Source organism: Collimonas humicola, from assembly GCF_018304945.1.
GTDB lineage: Bacteria > Pseudomonadota > Gammaproteobacteria > Burkholderiales > Burkholderiaceae_D > Collimonas > Collimonas humicola.
In genome coordinates, this window is sequence record NZ_JAGQEE010000010.1 from 50277 (window position 1) to 66787 (window position 16511).

The 16511-nt window shown below is 59.9% G+C and carries 17 protein-coding genes; 11 read left to right on the forward strand and 6 right to left on the reverse strand.

Annotated features, from left to right (window positions below):
• Nucleotide 1 precedes the first annotated feature (1 nt).
• Entirely contained in the window at nt 2-808 is an 807-nt protein-coding gene (gene dapB, locus KHU30_RS23020; RefSeq protein WP_211444940.1) for a 4-hydroxy-tetrahydrodipicolinate reductase, read from the reverse strand.
• A 105-nt stretch (nt 809-913) separates the two neighbouring features.
• Entirely contained in the window at nt 914-1486 is a 573-nt protein-coding gene (locus KHU30_RS23025) for an outer membrane protein assembly factor BamE (protein ID WP_211444941.1), read from the reverse strand.
• A 74-nt stretch (nt 1487-1560) separates the two neighbouring features.
• On the opposite strand from KHU30_RS23025, the gene fur reads away from it, so the two are divergent.
• Complete coding sequence (gene fur / locus KHU30_RS23030; RefSeq protein WP_038493139.1) at nt 1561-1986, forward strand: ferric iron uptake transcriptional regulator; 426 nt, start codon at nt 1561-1563, stop codon at nt 1984-1986.
• A gap of 18 nt (nt 1987-2004) precedes the next feature.
• Here fur and KHU30_RS23035 read toward each other — a convergent pair whose 3' ends face one another.
• The 3 genes from KHU30_RS23035 to KHU30_RS23045 are packed head-to-tail and all read right to left on the reverse strand — an operon-like array spanning nt 2005 to nt 4222.
• Entirely contained in the window at nt 2005-2376 is a 372-nt protein-coding gene (locus KHU30_RS23035; RefSeq protein WP_211444942.1) for a TfoX/Sxy family protein, read from the reverse strand.
• 16 nt (nt 2377-2392) lie between these two features.
• The gene (hrcA, locus tag KHU30_RS23040) at nt 2393-3415 is read right to left on the reverse strand and encodes a heat-inducible transcriptional repressor HrcA (protein WP_098494144.1); all 1023 of its coding nucleotides are present in this window, start codon (nt 3413-3415) and stop codon (nt 2393-2395) included.
• A 54-nt stretch (nt 3416-3469) separates the two neighbouring features.
• Nucleotides 3470-4222, reverse strand: coding sequence for an HAD family hydrolase (locus tag KHU30_RS23045; protein WP_230427548.1), 753 nt, complete (start codon nt 4220-4222; stop codon nt 3470-3472).
• A 55-nt stretch (nt 4223-4277) separates the two neighbouring features.
• Between KHU30_RS23045 and KHU30_RS23050 the strand changes: the two genes are divergently transcribed.
• The 9 genes from KHU30_RS23050 to can all read left to right on the forward strand — a co-directional run bounded on the left by KHU30_RS23050 (nt 4278) and on the right by can (nt 14144).
• Complete coding sequence (locus tag KHU30_RS23050; RefSeq protein WP_211444944.1) at nt 4278-5207, forward strand: NAD kinase; 930 nt, start codon at nt 4278-4280, stop codon at nt 5205-5207.
• Nucleotides 5208-5329: 122 nt separating this feature from the next.
• Nucleotides 5330-7000 (forward strand): DNA repair protein RecN, encoded by a 1671-nt coding sequence (recN, locus tag KHU30_RS23055; RefSeq protein WP_211444945.1) that lies wholly within the window; start codon nt 5330-5332, stop codon nt 6998-7000.
• A gap of 30 nt (nt 7001-7030) precedes the next feature.
• Nucleotides 7031-8137 carry a ferrochelatase gene (gene hemH, locus KHU30_RS23060; protein ID WP_211444946.1) on the forward strand — a complete coding sequence of 369 codons (1107 nt, stop codon included), beginning with the start codon at nt 7031-7033 and terminating at the stop codon, nt 8135-8137.
• A gap of 63 nt (nt 8138-8200) precedes the next feature.
• Nucleotides 8201-8434: a hypothetical protein gene (locus KHU30_RS23065; protein ID WP_211444947.1), complete on the forward strand. Its 234-nt coding sequence runs from the start codon at nt 8201-8203 to the stop codon at nt 8432-8434.
• A gap of 207 nt (nt 8435-8641) precedes the next feature.
• Nucleotides 8642-9190, forward strand: a complete 549-nt coding sequence (gene grpE / locus KHU30_RS23070) for a nucleotide exchange factor GrpE (protein WP_199110782.1) — start codon at nt 8642-8644, stop codon at nt 9188-9190.
• A gap of 106 nt (nt 9191-9296) precedes the next feature.
• Nucleotides 9297-11231, forward strand: coding sequence for a molecular chaperone DnaK (gene dnaK / locus KHU30_RS23075; protein ID WP_211444948.1), 1935 nt, complete (start codon nt 9297-9299; stop codon nt 11229-11231).
• A gap of 134 nt (nt 11232-11365) precedes the next feature.
• The gene (dnaJ, locus tag KHU30_RS23080) at nt 11366-12493 is read left to right on the forward strand and encodes a molecular chaperone DnaJ (protein ID WP_098494138.1); all 1128 of its coding nucleotides are present in this window, start codon (nt 11366-11368) and stop codon (nt 12491-12493) included.
• A 251-nt stretch (nt 12494-12744) separates the two neighbouring features.
• Nucleotides 12745-13341 (forward strand): chalcone isomerase family protein, encoded by a 597-nt coding sequence (locus KHU30_RS23085; RefSeq protein ID WP_211444949.1) that lies wholly within the window; start codon nt 12745-12747, stop codon nt 13339-13341.
• Nucleotides 13342-13475: 134 nt separating this feature from the next.
• Nucleotides 13476-14144: a carbonate dehydratase gene (gene can, locus KHU30_RS23090; protein ID WP_211444950.1), complete on the forward strand. Its 669-nt coding sequence runs from the start codon at nt 13476-13478 to the stop codon at nt 14142-14144.
• 66 nt (nt 14145-14210) lie between these two features.
• Here can and purM read toward each other — a convergent pair whose 3' ends face one another.
• On the reverse strand, nt 14211-15263 hold the full coding sequence (purM, locus tag KHU30_RS23095) for a phosphoribosylformylglycinamidine cyclo-ligase (RefSeq protein ID WP_211444951.1): 1053 nt from the start codon (nt 15261-15263) through the stop codon (nt 14211-14213).
• A gap of 131 nt (nt 15264-15394) precedes the next feature.
• Between purM and KHU30_RS23100 the strand changes: the two genes are divergently transcribed.
• Nucleotides 15395-16477, forward strand: coding sequence for an AI-2E family transporter (locus KHU30_RS23100; RefSeq protein WP_211444952.1), 1083 nt, complete (start codon nt 15395-15397; stop codon nt 16475-16477).
• The last annotated feature ends 34 nt before the right edge of the window (nt 16478-16511 follow it).

A 16511-nucleotide genomic window follows, 5' to 3' on the forward strand; every position in this document is an offset into this window, starting at 1 on the left:
ATCAGCGCAAGCCCAGCACGTCCTGCATGTCGTACAGGCCGGTGCTTTTGTCGCTCAGGAAGCGGGCGGCGCGCAAGCTGCCGTGCACATAGGTCACGCGGCTGGAAGACTTGTGCGTGATCTCGATGCGCTCGCCGATGCCGGCAAACAGTACCGTGTGGTCGCCGACGATGTCGCCGCCGCGGATCGCGGCAAAGCCGATCGAGGACGGATCGCGTTCGCCGGTGACGCCTTCGCGCGCATAGACCGCGACATCGTCCAGCTTGCGCCCTTGCGCCGCGGCGATCACTTCACCCATCATCAGCGCCGTGCCGGAAGGCGCATCGACCTTGTGCCGATGATGCGCTTCGATGATTTCGATATCGTAGCCATGGGAAAAGGTCTTGGCGGCCAGTTCCAGCAGCTTCATGGTGACATTGACGCCGACGCTCATGTTGGGAGCGAACACGATGGCAGTTTTTTTTGCCGCAGCCGCGATCGCCGCCTTGCCGGCTTCATCGAAGCCGGTGGTGCCGATAATCATCTTGATGCCGTGGGCGGCGCAGTATTCGAGATGCTTCAGCGTGCCTTCGGGGCGGGTGAAATCGATCAGGTAGGCAGCTTGCGCCAGGCCCTTGGCCAGCTCGGCTTCGATCGGGACGCCGGCAGGCTTGCCGAGGAAGGCGGCGGCATCGCTGCCCAGCTCCGGCGCGTCCGGCACGTCAAGCGCGCCCACCAGCACGGCGTCGTCGGCGTTCTGGATTGCTTCGACCAGCATGCGCCCCATACGTCCGGAGGCGCCTGCAACGGCTATTTTCATCTGAGTCATGTTAATTCGGCGATCTGAACAGTGGATCTTGATTGCTTGAACTTGGCCGGCTGAGGGGAAAGCTGCGAGCCGCTGGGCAACGCGGGCCTTCCACTCGATGCGCGCTTAGTTTTTGGCAGGGGCGGGCGCGCTAGGCACGGTCGGTGCAATTTCGACATTCTTGACGCTCTTCTTGGCTTCCGCCGCGCCGCCGGAGATCCGGTCCAGGTAGTCGTTCTCGGTCGGCAGGTTGCCGCCTTCTATGCGCGCAAGCAGGTTGCCGTTGAAGAAGGCGCTGACCCGGCTGGTGGTGACTTCGCCATTGCCCTTTTGCAGGCGGAACACATAGTCCCAGCGGTCATCGTGGAAGATGTCGGTCACCAAAGGCGTGCCGAGCGCAAAACGCACTTGTTCGCGTGTCATGCCTTCTTTAACCTGTGCCAGCATTTCCTTGGAAACGAAGTTTCCCTGTTGTATATCTATACGATACGGGGAAAAAACGCCCAGAAAGCGGCGGTGCTTGACGGTTTGCACGCCGCTGGTATCGGCGGTGGCAGTCGCAGTGGCAGCGTCGCCCGGCGCAGCTGCGGCAGGGCTGTCCAGCAAGGGATTTTTCGAGGCGCAGCCGGCCAGTGCGGCCATCAGGACAAAGCTAGCGGTCAAAGCGGAGGTACGGGCAGGGGAGAGCAACATTCGCATAAGGATCTCAATTGATTGAGCAACTGTGCTAAAACGCTATATGATAAAGCAGATCATCCATTTGTGACCAAAACATGCCGAACAATCCATCCGAACTAAAAGCCAGCGGCCTCAAAGCCACGTTGCCACGCCTGAAAATCCTGGAAATCTTCCAGAACAGCGAAGTGCGGCACCTGAGCGCTGAAGACGTCTACAAGATCTTGCTCAGCGAAAATCTTGATGTCGGCCTGGCAACTGTGTACCGCGTACTCACGCAATTTGAGCAAGCCGGCCTGTTGCAACGCAACCACTTTGAAACCGGCAAGGCCGTGTTCGAACTCAATGAAGGCTCGCACCACGACCATCTGGTCTGCCTGGATTGCGGCCTGGTCGAGGAGTTCTACGACGAAGAAATTGAAAAGCGCCAGAAAATCGTCGCCAAGGAACACGGCTTTGAAATCGCCGACCATGCGCTGGCCCTGTACGGCCATTGCCGCGACTGCCGCAAGAAAAAGGCCTGACCCCTTGTTTGCTGCCGCTCAGCGCGTACGTGTCTTGGCTGCCTTAGGCGCCGGCTTGGCGTTGGCCTTGCGTACTGCCGCCGCATAAGCGAGCCGCGCCCACGGCGTCATGGCGCCGGCCGAATCCATGGCGTCTTCCGGCGCCGACCAGTAGCTCATCTCAATCGCCTTCCCCTTGCTCTCGGTAACGAACGGCCGGCAACCGGCAGCGGCAAACTGCGGCCGGGTCTGCTCATCGGTCTTGAGAAACAGGGTGCCGTCGGCCACCAGGGCGATCATCACGCTGTCGTGGTAGATGCCGTAGCCGCCGAACATGCGGCGCGCGCTGACAGCGCCAAGCGGCGCCAGCAGCTCGCGGATATAGTCGATGATGGCGTCGTTGCGCGACATGCGGCGGCGCTTGCGGTCAGCTGTGGCTGAGGGCGTTCGACAGCAGCTTGGCGGTGATGTTCACGATCGGGATCACCCGTTCGTAAGCCATCCGCGTCGGCCCGATCACTCCCAGCGTGCCGACGATCTTGCCGTTGACTTCATACGGCGCCGTCACCACGCTCATCTCATCCATCGGCACCAGCTGCGATTCGCCGCCGATGAAGATCTGCACGCCGGTGGCCTTGCCGGAAATATCCAGCAACTGCATCAGGCCGGTTTTTTGCTCGAACATGTCGAACAGCTTGCGCAAGGAATCCATGTTGGACGACAGGTCGGTCACGCTGAGCAGATTGCGTTCGCCGGAAATCACCACTTCGTCGCTGTTGTCGGTCATGGCGTCGCTGCCGGCTTCCACCGCGGCCTGCATCAGCCAGGTCATGTCGTCGCGCAGCTTGCGCAATTCGCCTTGCAGGCGCAGGCGGACGTCGTCCAGGCTGAGGCCGCCGTAATGCTGGTTGATATAGTTGGCTGCCTGCACCAGTTTCGCCGGGCTGTAGTCGACATCGGTCAACAGCAGGCGGTTCTGGACGTCGCCGCTGGGGCTGACGATCACCAGCAGGATGCGTTTTTCCGACAGCCGCAGGAACTCGATCTGCTGGAAAATCGATTCGCGCCGCGGACTCAGCACGACGCCGGCAAAATGCGATAAAGATGACAACACTTGCGCCGCATTGGTGATGATTTTCTGCTGCGAGCTGGGCTGCAGGCTGTTTTGCATTTTCGACTCGAGCGCGGTCTCGTCGATAGCCTCGACCGTCAGCAGGGTATCGACGAACATGCGGTAGCCGCGCGGCGTCGGCACCCGCCCGGCAGAAGTATGGGGACTGGCGACGAAGCCCATTTCCTCGAGGTCGGCCATGATATTGCGGATAGTCGCCGGCGACAGCTCCAGGCCCGAGATCTTGGACAGGGCACGCGAGCCGACCGGCTGGCCGTCGGCAATATACCGTTCGACCAGGGCCTTGAGCAGGGTTTGAGCGCGATTATCTAGTTGCATATGGGTCTATTTTAGCGAGCGCTGTGCTTGCATGCCAGCACCTTATAAATGCACTTATACACTGTTTTGGCCGGCAAAATGCGTTTGTTCGAGCCATGCCTCCAGTTCATCCAGGCTGGTGCAGCTGGCTTGCGGCCGGACCCCGTCCGGCAGCGTGCGCTCAAAGCGATTGATCCACACCGCCTGCAAGCCGGCCTGCTGGGCGCCGACCACGTCCAGCATGGGATCGTCGCCGACGTACAGCGCTTCCTGCGGCGCTACCTTGAGGGCGGCGCAGGCAGCGTGGAAAATCGCCGGATCGGGTTTGCCGCTGCCGAAGCTGTGGGCTGCGATCGAGGCCTGGAAGTGGCCGGCCAGGCCGATTTTCCCAAGATCGGCAAAGCCGTTCGAGACCGTACCCAGCGGCAGGCGGCGCTGCAGCCGGCTCAGTACCGGCTGGACGTCGGCGAACGGCGTCACCGCATGGCGCGCTTCGGAAAACACCGCCATGGCGGCATCCGCCTTGGCCGGATCGTCGCCGACGCTGCTCAATGCCGCGCTCAGCGCCGCATGGCGCAGCTTCCACAGGTCGAAGCGGAACACCGGATCGGTGGCCGCCAGCTGCAGCCGCTGCTGGCGCAGGCTGTCGATGCTGAACCGGCGGGTGACCGCCTCGGCGTTGGCCTGCAGCCACTCGAACAGGATTTGTTCGGCGCGCGCGATCACCGGCGCTATCGGCCATAGCGTATCGTCAAGATCGAACAGAACCGCTTTGACGATCTGCGGCTTGCCCGGCCGCGAATGGGGGGAGGGTGTTGAATTATTCATCAGAGCCACGTGCGTATCCTTCATTGCAAGCCTAAATTATGGTCTAATCGCCAGCATGTGGCCTATAAAATTACCTTCTCAAGCGAATTTGCCGGAACCTGTGCCGAAGACCATTGCGATCGTCGGCAAGTATTTTGCCGCCGGCATTTCCGAATCGCTGACTGAAATCGTCGATTTCCTGCAAGGACGGGGCCATCACGTGGTGCTGGAGGCGGAGACGGCGCAGAATGTCGCCTTGCCCGGCATCGCCGCCATGACTCCCGAGCAGATCGGCGAACAAGCTGACGCTGCCATCATTGTCGGCGGCGACGGCACCATGCTGGGGATTGCGCGCCAGCTGGCGCCCTATGATGTGCCGCTGATCGGCATCAACCAGGGCCGGCTGGGTTTCATTACCGATATTTCGCTGGAGCGGATGCTGCCGGTGCTGGGCGAGATGCTCGACGGCCAGGTCGAGTCTGAGCGGCGCAGCCTGTTGCAGAGCGCGGTGATGCGCGACGGCCGGCAGATTTTCAGCGCGCTGGCCTTCAACGACGTGGTGGTGACGCGCGGCGCCGGCTCCGGCATGGCGGAGCTGATGGTCGAAGTCGACGGCCGCTTCATGTACAACCAGCGCTCCGACGGCCTGATCGTGGCAACGCCGACCGGCTCCACCGCCTATGCCTTGTCCGCCGGCGGGCCGTTGCTGCATCCTTCGCTGGGCGGCATCGTGCTGGTGCCGATTGCGCCGCATGCGCTGTCGAACCGGCCCATCGTGATCCCGGACAGCAGCGAAATCGTGATCGAGATCGTCAACGGCCGCGAGATGAGCGCCAATTTCGACATGCAGTCGCTGGCCAGCCTGCAGCACGGCGACCGCATCCTGATCCGGCGCTCCGAGCACACCATTACCTTTTTGCATCCGGCCGGCTGGAGCTACTACGCCACCTTGCGCCAGAAACTGCACTGGAACGAGTACCCCTCGGCGGAAGGACAACTGAAGTAATCGCTATCATGTAAGCTGTTAAGCCACGCCGTTTCTGTATTGAGTATTTCCTTGCGACTTTGCCAGTGCCATGGCGGTCCGCGCTATATTGACATCCATTTTTGAGCCCATCCCAGACTCCCATGCTGCGCACACTTTCCATCCGCGATTTTGTCATTGTCGATGCCATCGAGCTTGAGTTCGCCGCTGGCTTTACTGTATTCACTGGCGAAACCGGCGCCGGCAAGTCGATCCTGATCGATGCCCTGGCGCTGGCGCTGGGCGGCCGCGGCGACGCCAGCGTGGTGCGCGAGGGCGCCGCCAAGGCCGACGTCACGGCCGAATTCGCCATGGCCGATGGCGTTGATGCCGAAGCCATTGCCTGGCTGGAGCGCAACGAGTTCGGCAGCGAAGACGGCATCATCCTGATGCGCCGCGTGATCGATAACGCCGGCCGTTCGAAAGCCTTCATCAATGGCGTTGCCGCCACTGCCGGCCAGCTGCGCGAGCTGGGCGAAATGCTGGTCGATATCCACGGCCAGCACGCGCACCAGTCCCTGCTGAAAAACGATGCGCAGCGGCTGCTGCTGGATGGCCAGGCCGGCTTGTCCGACGATCTGCTGGCGCTGGCCGCTGCTTTCAAAAGCTGGCGCTCGCTGGCGCGCCAGCGCGAAGAGTTTGAAACCAATGCCAAGAATGTCTTGCTGGAACGCGAGCGGCTCGAATGGCAGGTAGGCGAGCTGGAAAAGCTGGCGGTGAAGCCGGGCGAGTGGGATGAAATCACCAATGAACACAGCCGCCTGTCGCATGCCGCCAGCCTGATCGAAGGGGCGCAGGAAGCGCTCAACGTGATTTCCGAAAACGATTCTGACGACACACCGCCGATGCTGTCGCAGCTGTCGGCGCTGAACCAGAAAATCGGCAAGCTGGTGGATGTCGACAGCAGCCTCAAGCCGGTGCTCGAAGCGCTGGAGCCGGCCCGCATCCAGCTGCAGGAAGCGGTGTATGCCTTGAATGATTACCTGAGCCGGGTCGAGCTCGATCCGGCGCGCCTGCACCAGGTGGAAGACCGCATGGAAGCGATCCATTCGGCCGGCCGCAAGTTCCGCCTGGCGCCGGACGAACTGCCGCAGGAACTGGAGACGCTGTCCGGCCAGTTGCGCCAGCTGGCCGATGCCAGCGACCTCGACGCCATGCGCGCGCAGGAAGAAAAGCTGAAAGCGGCATATCTGGCGCTGGCGCAAAAGATGTCGAAGGCGCGCGCCAAGGCGGCGCAGGCCTTGGGCACGGCGGTGACGGCGGCGATGCAGGACCTGAGCATGAGCGGCGGCCGCTTTGCGGTGGCGCTGAACCCCTGCGAGCCGGCCAGCTACGGCGTCGAGCAAGTGGAATTCTTGGTGGCCGGCCACGCCGGCGTGGCGCCGCGGGCGCTGGCCAAGGTGGCGTCCGGCGGCGAGCTGGCGCGTATCGCGCTGGCGATTTCAGTGATTACCTCCAGCTCGACTGCCACCCCGACCCTGATTTTCGATGAGGTCGACAGCGGCATCGGCGGCGGCGTCGCCGAGGTGGTGGGGCGTTTGCTGAAACGCCTCGGCCAGGACCGCCAGGTCTTGTGCGTTACCCATTTGCCGCAGGTCGCCAGCCAGGCCAACCAGCACTTCCAGGTCAGCAAGCAAAGCCAGGGCAATAAAACGGTGTCGGCGATCGATGGCCTCGACGCCAAGAACCGGATTGAAGAAATCGCCCGCATGCTTGGCGGCCTGGAAATCACAGCGACCACCCGCAAGCATGCGCGCGAGCTGCTGGCGCTCTGATCCCGCTCTTATTTTCCTGGATATCTCCGCATGGCATTTCTGAAAGAACCACCGTTCACGCATGGCAAGACCGGCAAGACCGCGGTGCTGCTGGTCAATCTGGGTACGCCGGATGCGCCTACCACCAAGGCGGTGCGGCGCTACCTGAAGCAATTCCTGTCGGATCCGCGCGTGGTGGAAATCCCGCGGGCGATCTGGTGGCTGATCCTGCACAGCGTGATCCTGCCGTTCCGTTCCAGCAAGTCGGCGCATAAATATGCTTCGATCTGGAGCAACGACGGGTCGCCGTTGAAAGTCCATACCAGCAAGCAGGCGACGCTGTTGCGCGGTTATCTGGGCCAGCGCGGCCATCGGGTCCAGGTGGCCTACGCCATGCGCTACGGCAGTCCTGCCATAGGCGAGGTGCTGGAGCAGCTGAAAGCCGATGGCTGCGAACGCGTTCTGGTGCTGCCGGCCTATCCGCAGTATTCGGCCACCACCACCGCATCGATCTACGACGCCGTGTTCGCCCACTATGCGCAAGTGCGCAATGTGCCGGAACTGCGTTTCATCAAGCACTATCACGATCACGAAGCCTACATCCAGGCCCTGAAAGATTCGGTGCTGGCCTATTGGGCCATGCACGGCGCGCCGGACAAGCTGATCATGAGTTTTCATGGCGTGCCGAAGCGCACCTTGCTGCTGGGCGATCCCTATCATTGCGAATGCCAGAAGACAGCACGCCTGCTGGCCCAGCAGCTGGGGCTGGGACCGGAGCAGTACCAGCTCACCTTCCAGTCGCGCTTCGGCAAGGCGGAATGGCTGCAGCCTTACACCGCGCCGACGCTGCAGGCGCTCGCCAGACAAGGGGTCAGGCGGGTTGACGTCATGTGTCCGGGCTTCACCAGCGATTGCTTGGAGACCTTGGAAGAGATTGCGATCGAGGCCAAGCAGGATTTCCTGCATGCGGGCGGCAAGGAATTCCATTTCATCCCTTGCCTGAACCAGGCGCCCGGCTGGATTGCCGCCATGGCGACGGTGGTCGAAGAGCAGATGATAGGCTGGCCTACCCATCTGAGCGAGGATGAGCGGGAAGAGTTGAAACGGCAGGCGGAGGTGTCAAAAAAACAAGCGCTGGGCCTGGGGGCGAGCCAGTAAATCAGCGGGTTTGCAGCAGAAATTTAGGGGGGCGGTGCGCCGCGGCGGCAAGGCGCAACTATAATGAGCGCCCAAACTCTGGGCGGAGAAATAAAATATTATTTATTCTGCAAGCGTCCGGAAGCTTTGGGCGGAATGCAAAATCTAGTACAGCGCAACCAGTTGCGAATAGCTGATCATGCCAGCCGCGAGCAAGGTGTACACGATCAGAAGTGCGGAAATCAACGGCAGTTTCACGATATTCCCCTTTTTGTTAGTGGGGCAGGCGACTCTTCCGAAGAGCCGGTTCTTGCTTGAACCACGCTTTCAGCATAGCTCCTATGTGGCATTGCAGCAAACCCAGTTCTGGTAAATTTTGTTTCAATTTGTTGCCAGAATCCATTGCCGGAGGCGCTCTTGCCTGATATCTCATGCAAGCGGCCTTTTAACCCTTGAAAAAGTAAGGGCATAGCCTCATTTGGACTGCTATAGGTTAATAAGTTATTGATTGTTGGAGGTTTTTGAATGGAACACATGGAAAATCAGAACGAGCCGGTACAGACGGCGCAAACAGAAAAAGACTCTGTTGCCGATGATGCAACAGTGATTCCCGAGTCGGCGCTGGAAGTCCAGCTGTCCGAGGCGCAAGCCAAGATCGCGGAAATGCAGGACGCTTTCCTGCGCGCCAAGGCCGAGTCGGAAAACATCCGCCGCCGGGCTCAGGACGATATTGCTCGTGCACACAAATTTGCGATCGAGGGTTTTGCCGAGGCGCTGGTGCCGGTCAAGGACCATCTTGAAATGGCGCTGAAGATCGAAACCCCTTCGCTGGAATCGCTCAAGGAAGGCGTGGAAATGACGCTCAAACAGCTGTCGTCCGCCTTCGAAAGAAACCGTTTGCTGGAAATCTCGCCGGAAGTCGGCGAGAAGCTCGATCCGATGAAACACCAGGCAATCTCGACCGTGCCTGCGGAGCAGGATGCCAATACCGTGGTGACCGTGCTGCAAAAGGGCTACACCATTGCCGATCGTCTGTTGCGTCCAGCCCTGGTCGTCGTGGCGCAAGGAAAATAGAAAAAAAACGCCAGGAGCGAGCAGTTTAGCGCTTGAAAGCGCGCTTTCGCTCCCTATATTCAGACCATCCAAACATTCATCAGATATTCAGTAAAGGACATACACCATGGGTAAAATTATCGGCATTGACTTGGGCACCACCAATTCTTGCGTTTCGGTTATTGAAAACGGTCAGCCAAAAGTGATCGAAAACTCGGAAGGCGCGCGCACCACGCCGTCCATCATCGCTTATCAAGAAGACGGCGAAATCCTGGTCGGCGCTCCTGCCAAGCGCCAGGCTGTGACCAATCCGACCAACACGCTGTACGCCACCAAGCGCCTGATCGGCCGCAAGTTCGACGAAAAAGAAGTGCAGAAAGACATCGCGCTGATGCCTTACCAGATCATCAAGGCCGACAACGGCGATGCATGGGTAGGCGTACGCGAGCAGAAACTGGCGCCGCCGCAGATCGCCGCGGAAGTGCTGCGCAAGATGAAGAAGACCGCGGAAGACTACCTCGGCGAAGAAGTCACCGAAGCCGTGATCACCGTGCCGGCTTACTTCAACGACGCACAGCGCCAAGCCACCAAGGATGCCGGCCGCATCGCCGGTCTGGACGTCAAGCGCATCATCAACGAGCCGACCGCGGCTGCGCTGGCTTTCGGCCTGGACAAGGCGGAAAAGGGCGACCGCAAGATTGCCGTGTATGACCTGGGCGGCGGTACTTTCGACGTTTCCATCATTGAAATCGCCGATGTCGATGGCGAAAAGCAGTTCGAAGTACTGTCCACCAACGGCGATACTTTCCTCGGCGGCGAAGACTTCGACCAGCGCATCATCGACTACATCCTGGACGAGTTCAAGAAGATCAACGGCATCGACCTGGGCAAGGATGCGATTGCGCTGCAGCGTATCAAGGCATCGGCCGAGCGCGCCAAGATCGAATTGTCGTCTTCGCAACAGACTGAAATCAACGAGCCGTACATCGCCATGGCCAATGGCGCACCGGTCCACCTGAACCTGAAGATGACCCGCGCCAAGCTGGAATCGCTGGTGGAAGAGCTGATCGCCAAGACCATCGAGCCTTGCCGCATCGCCATCAAGGACGCCGGCGTCAAGGTTTCCGACATCGACGACATCATCCTGGTCGGCGGCATGACCCGTATGCCTAAGGTGCAGGAAAAAGTGAAGGAATTCTTTGGCAAGGATCCGCGCAAGGACGTGAATCCGGATGAAGCTGTCGCCGTTGGCGCAGCGATCCAGGGTTCGGTTCTGTCGGGCGACCGCAAGGACTTGCTGCTGCTGGACGTGACGCCATTGTCGCTGGGTATCGAAACCATGGGCGGCGTGATGACCAAGATGATCCAGAAGAACACCACCATCCCGACCAAGTTCAGCCAGGTGTTCTCGACTGCCGACGACAACCAGCCGGCCGTGACCATCAAGGTGTTCCAGGGCGAGCGCGAGATGGCTGCAGGCAACAAGGGCCTGGGCGAATTCAATCTCGAAGGCATCCCGCCTGCAGCGCGCGGCACGCCGCAGATCGAAGTCACTTTCGACATCGACGCCAACGGTATTCTGCACGTCGGCGCCAAGGACAAGGCAACCGGCAAGGAAAACAAGATCACCATCAAGGCCAACTCCGGCTTGACTGAAGAAGAGATCCAGAAGATGGTGCGCGACGCCGAGGCGAATGCCGAAGAAGACAAGCGCCTGAAGGAAGCCGCCGAAGCCCGCAACCAGGGCGACGCGCTGGTGCATTCGACCAAGAAGTCCCTGGCTGAATACGGCGACAAGCTGGAAGCCGGCGAGAAGGCCAGCATCGAAACGGCCATCAAGGAACTGGAAGAAGCATTGAAGGGCAGCGACAAGGCCGCCATCGATAACAAGACAGCCGCCTTGACCACTGCAGCGCAAAAGCTGGGCGAAAAGATGTACGCCGACATGCAGGCGCAGCAAGCTGCAGCCGGCGGCGCCGAAGCAGGCGCAGCCGGTGCGGAAGCCAAGCCGAAGGAAGACGACGTGGTTGACGCCGATTTCAAGGAAGTGAAGGACAAGTAAGCTCTTCGTCAGCGATGGCTTGCCAGTCTGATGTTTTGACCGGAATTGCAGCCATCGCGAAGACGCGCCGGACAGATGCCATCGCTCGCGATGCCCTGTTCGGCGTTTTCGCTTAAACAACAGGGTGCAAAAAGATGGCGAAGCGTGATTTTTACGAAATATTGGGTGTTGCGAAAAACGCTACTGATGATGAAATCAAGAAGGCGTACCGCAAGCTCGCAATGAAGCATCATCCGGACCGCAATCCGGATAGCAAAGGTGCGGAAGAAAAATTCAAAGAGGCGAAAGAAGCCTACGAAATGCTGTCCGATCCGCAAAAGCGGGATGCCTACGACCGCTACGGCCACGCCGGCGTTGATCCCAACATGGGCGGCGGTGGCGGCGGCGCGGGCGGTTTTGCCGATGCTTTCGGCGACATCTTCGGCGATATTTTCGGCGGCGGCGGCGGTCGCGGCGGCCGCGGCGGCGGACCGCAGGTGTATCGCGGCGCCGATCTGCGCTACAACCTGGAAATCACGCTGGAACAGGCTGCGCACGGTTTCGACACCACCATCCGGGTACCTTCCTGGGATGAGTGCGAACCTTGCCACGGCAGCGGCGCCAAGGCCGGCACCGAGCCGATCACCTGCCCGACCTGCGGCGGCCACGGCCAGGTACGCATGCAGCAAGGCTTTTTCAGCATCCAGCAGACTTGCCCGAAATGCCACGGCAGCGGCAAGATCATTCCAGAACCATGCCCATCATGCGCCGGCGCCGGCCGCATCAAGCGCAACAAGACGCTGGAAGTGAAAATCCCGTCCGGCATCGACGACGGCATGCGCATCCGCTCCTCCGGCAACGGCGAGCCTGGCATGAACGGCGGCCCGACTGGCGACCTGTATGTGGAAATCCACATCAAGCCGCACGCGGTGTTCCAGCGCGAAGGCGACGACCTGCATTGCGAAATGCCGATCTCCTTCGCCAAGGCAGCGCTGGGCGGCGAGATCGAAGTGCCGACGCTGAACGGCAAAGCCTCCTTCACGATTCCGGACGGCACCCAGTCAGGCAAGACCTTCCGCCTGCGCAGCAAAGGCATCAAGGGCGTGCGCTCAGGCTATGCCGGCGACCTGTTCTGCCATGTCGTGGTCGAGACCCCGGTCAAGCTGAACGACCGCCAGAAAGCGCTGTTGCAGGAATTCGAGCAGCTGACCAGCGAAGGCGGCGCCAAGCACAGCCCGCAGAGCAAATCGTGGAAAGACAAGGTCAAAGAGTTCTTTGAGTGAATGTGAGAATGAGTTTGAGAATGCGCCTGAGTTAGCATCCTGACTCCAGGAAAACCGCCAATCCGCAAGGTTGGCGGTTTTTTTATGCGTGCGGCGGCAGGCAGCGCGCCATGTACAACGTCCATTAACAAATTCTTTATTGCATAATTTTGCGCTGCTCTCTATTCTGTATATGGTAATAATAAAACGATCGTTCTTTTATTTGCGATCAATACAAACTCCATATACAACAAACCATAGGAGGAGACACGATGATAGTTGCTCAATTAAAGCGTGCAACGGCTTGCGCTTGCGTATTGTCCGGACTGATGCTGGCGCAGGCGGCATTTGCGCTGGATCTGGCCGGCGTCAAGATCGACGAGACTGCCAAGGTCGGCAACCAGGACCTGAAGCTCAATGGCGCCGGCATACGCTACAAGGTCATTTTCAAGGTGTATACGGCAGCGCTGTATCTCACCGAGAAGAAAACCACGGTGCCGGATGTGATGGCCGCCAACGGGCCGCGCCGCATCGAGCTGGTGATGCTGCGCGACGTCAGCAGCGAGGATTTCAGCCGTGCCTTCATGACCGGCATCCAGAACAATGTGGATAAGGCGGACAAGGCCAAGATCATCAACCAGCTGCTGAAATTCGGTGAGCTGTTTGCCTCTATCCCTGAACTGAAAAAGGGCGATGTGCTGACTACCGACTGGATCCCTGGCGTCGGCACGCAAATCCACTTCAACGGCAAGCCGGTGTCGGAAACCTTGCCCGACCAGGTTTTCTATAACTCCCTGCTGAAAATCTGGCTCGGCGACAAGCCGGCCGACAGCCGCCTGAAACCCTTGCTGCTAGGCCAGCCGGCCTAGTGTCGTGCCATCCGCATAATCAGTATTGGATAAAAGCGGATGGGGAAAGCCAGTTTTCTATAAAATAAGGCCCAGGATGTCGTGCCGGTATTGTCAAAATACCACGCAGACGGAACTCTATTGAATGGAAAACGATGACAGCAAACAACAAGCAATCCCTGACCCGAGAAGATCTATTCCAGAGAAACCGTGAGTGGGCGGCGGCAATCACCGCCCGCGATCCGGAGTTTTTCAAGAAGCTGGCGTCGCAGCAGGCGCCGGAGTATTTCTGGATCGGATGTTCCGACAGCAGGGTGCCGGCAAATGAATTGCTGGGCTTGTTGCCGGGTGAACTGTTCGTCCACCGCAATATCGCCAACGTGGTGGCGCACAGTGACCTGAATTGCCTGTCGGTGCTGCAGTTCGCGGTCGACGTGCTGAGGGTCAAGCATGTCTTCGTGGTCGGCCACTACGGCTGTTCCGGCGTCCATGCGGCGCTGACCAAGCGCCGCGTCGGATTGGCCGACAACTGGCTGCGCCATGTCGAGGACGTGCATCAGAAGCATGAGCGCTACCTGGGCGAAGCCCTGCCGGAAAGCCTGCGCCACGACCGTCTCTGCGAGCTCAACTCGATGGAGCAGGTCGCCAATATCTGCCGCACCACGATCGTCCGGGACGCCTGGGATCGCGGCCAGCCCTTGACCATCCATAGCTGGGTGTATGGCGTGCGCGACGGCTTGCTGCGGGATCTGGAAGTGACGGTCAGCTGCATGTCCGATCTGGAGAAGGGCATGGCAGCCAGTTTGAAGCGCTACGAAGATTAAGGCGTTCCGGCTTTGCCGAAATAAAAAAGACGGCCTGGGCCGTCTTTTTTTTCGCGGATGCGGATCTTAGATCACGATGGTTTGCGCTTCGCCTTCGGCGCGGGCGCGGATTTCACCGATGATGTTGACGGTCTCGCCGGCGGCTGTCAGCTGCGCTACTGCCGCCGCAGCGTTTTCCTTGGCGACGATCACGGTCATGCCGATGCCGCAGTTGAACACCCGGTGCATTTCCGCATCGGCCACCTGGCCGTGCTGCTGCAGCCAGGTGAACAGCGGCGGCATGGTCCAGGCATCGCTGCGCAGGACGGCGGTCAGGTTGTCTTGCAGTACGCGCGGGATGTTCTCCACCAGGCCGCCGCCGGTGATGTGCACCATGCCTTTGACTTCCATGGACTCCATCAGCGCCAGCAGCGGCTTGACGTAGATGCGGGTAGGTTCCATCAGCACGTCGGCCAGCTTGCGGCCGTGGAAGTCGCCGTCCAGGTCCGGCTTGGCGACTTCGATGATCTTGCGCACCAGCGAGTAGCCGTTGGAATGCGCGCCCGACGACGCCAGGCCCAGCACGACGTCGCCCGGCACGATCTTGGTGCCGTCGATCAGCTTGGATTTTTCCACGGCGCCGACGGCGAAGCCCGCCAGGTCGTATTCGCCGTCCGGGTACATGCTCGGCATTTCCGCGGTTTCGCCGCCGATCAAGGCGCAGCCCGCCAGTTCGCAACCCTTGGCGATGCCCTTGATGACATCGGTGGCGCTAGGCACGTCCAGCTTGCCGCAGGCGAAGTAGTCGAGGAAGAACAGCGGCTCGGCGCCTTGCACCAGGATATCGTTGACGCTCATCGCCACCAGGTCGATGCCGACCGTGTCGTGGCGCTTCAGGTGGAAGGCCAGCTTCAGCTTGGTGCCGACGCCGTCGGTGCCGGACACCAGCACCGGCTCCTTGAATTTCTTGCTGATCTCGAACAGGGCGCCGAAACCGCCGATGCCGCCCATCACCCCTTCACGCATGGTGCGCTTGGCGAAAGGCTTGATGGCCTCGACCAGGGCGTCGCCAGCGTCGATATCGACACCGGCGTCACGGTAAGAGAGTGGCACGTTGGAAACGTTTGAAGTGGAAGTCATGATGTGATTGGCGGCAGAGGCGGTAAAATAGAGGAATTCGGCCGCGCATCTGTTATACATCACGATATATGCGATGAAATGCGCGGTAAAAGCGGTATTTTATCAAACCGATCCACCAAACTCTCGATTCCATGCCATTTTCTTTTACCGACGAACAAAAACAAACTGCGTTGTGGCTAGGAATTGCGCTGCTGCTGGTGGCGCTGACGGTGGCTTTGGGGCCGATCCTGACCCCTTTCATCGCCTCCGCGATCCTGGCCTACGCCCTGAATCCGGGCGTGGACTGGCTGTCGCGCCGGCGCATCGGCAAGTTTCCCTTCCCGCGCGCACTGGCGGTGCTGGTCGTGATACTGCTGCTGGTGTTCGCGATCCTGGCGGTGATCCTGATCGTGATCCCGGTATTGCGCAAGGAATTGCCTTTATTGCAAAACCAGATTCCAACCTTCCTGACCAAGCTGGATGGACTGATCGGCCCGCATCTGCAGGATTTCGGCATCAATGTGCGGCTGGACGGCACCGGCATCAAGGAAATGCTGACCAAGCAGCTGTCCACCAGCGGCGATGAAATCTGGGCCTCGGTGCTGGCCTCGGTCAAGGTGGGCGGCACCGCGGTGCTGGGCTGGCTGGCCACCATCCTGCTGGTGCCGGTAGTGTTGTTTTATCTGTTGCAAGACTGGCATTCCATCGTCGACCGGGTCGGCAAGCTGGTGCCGCGCCGCTGGCAGGGCAAGACTGCCAACATGACGCAAGAGGTGGACAGCCTGCTGGCGCAATATTTGCGCGGCCAATTGCTGGTAATGTTGGTTCTGGCGATTTATTATTCGACCGGGCTGGCGATTGCCGGTTTTGATGTGGCCTTGCCGGTTGGTATTATTACCGGCTTGCTGGTATTTATTCCTTACGTCGGCTTCGGTCTGGGACTGGTGCTGGCGCTGATTGCGGCAATGCTGCAATTCGACGGCCTGCATGGCTTGATCGCCGTCGCCATCGTGTACGGCATCGGCCAGGTGCTGGAGAGTTTCATCCTGACGCCGCGCCTGGTCGGCGAACGCATAGGCTTGCACCCGCTGGTAGTGATTTTTGCCCTGATGGCCTTCGGCCAGCTGTTCGGCTTCGTCGGCATCCTGCTGGCGCTGCCGTGTTCAGCGGTGATGTCGGTGGTGGTCAAGCACGTGAAGGCCCATTATCTCAACAGCAGTTTTTATCAAAACTAAGTAATCAAATAAAGCGGGCTCGAAAAATCGTACT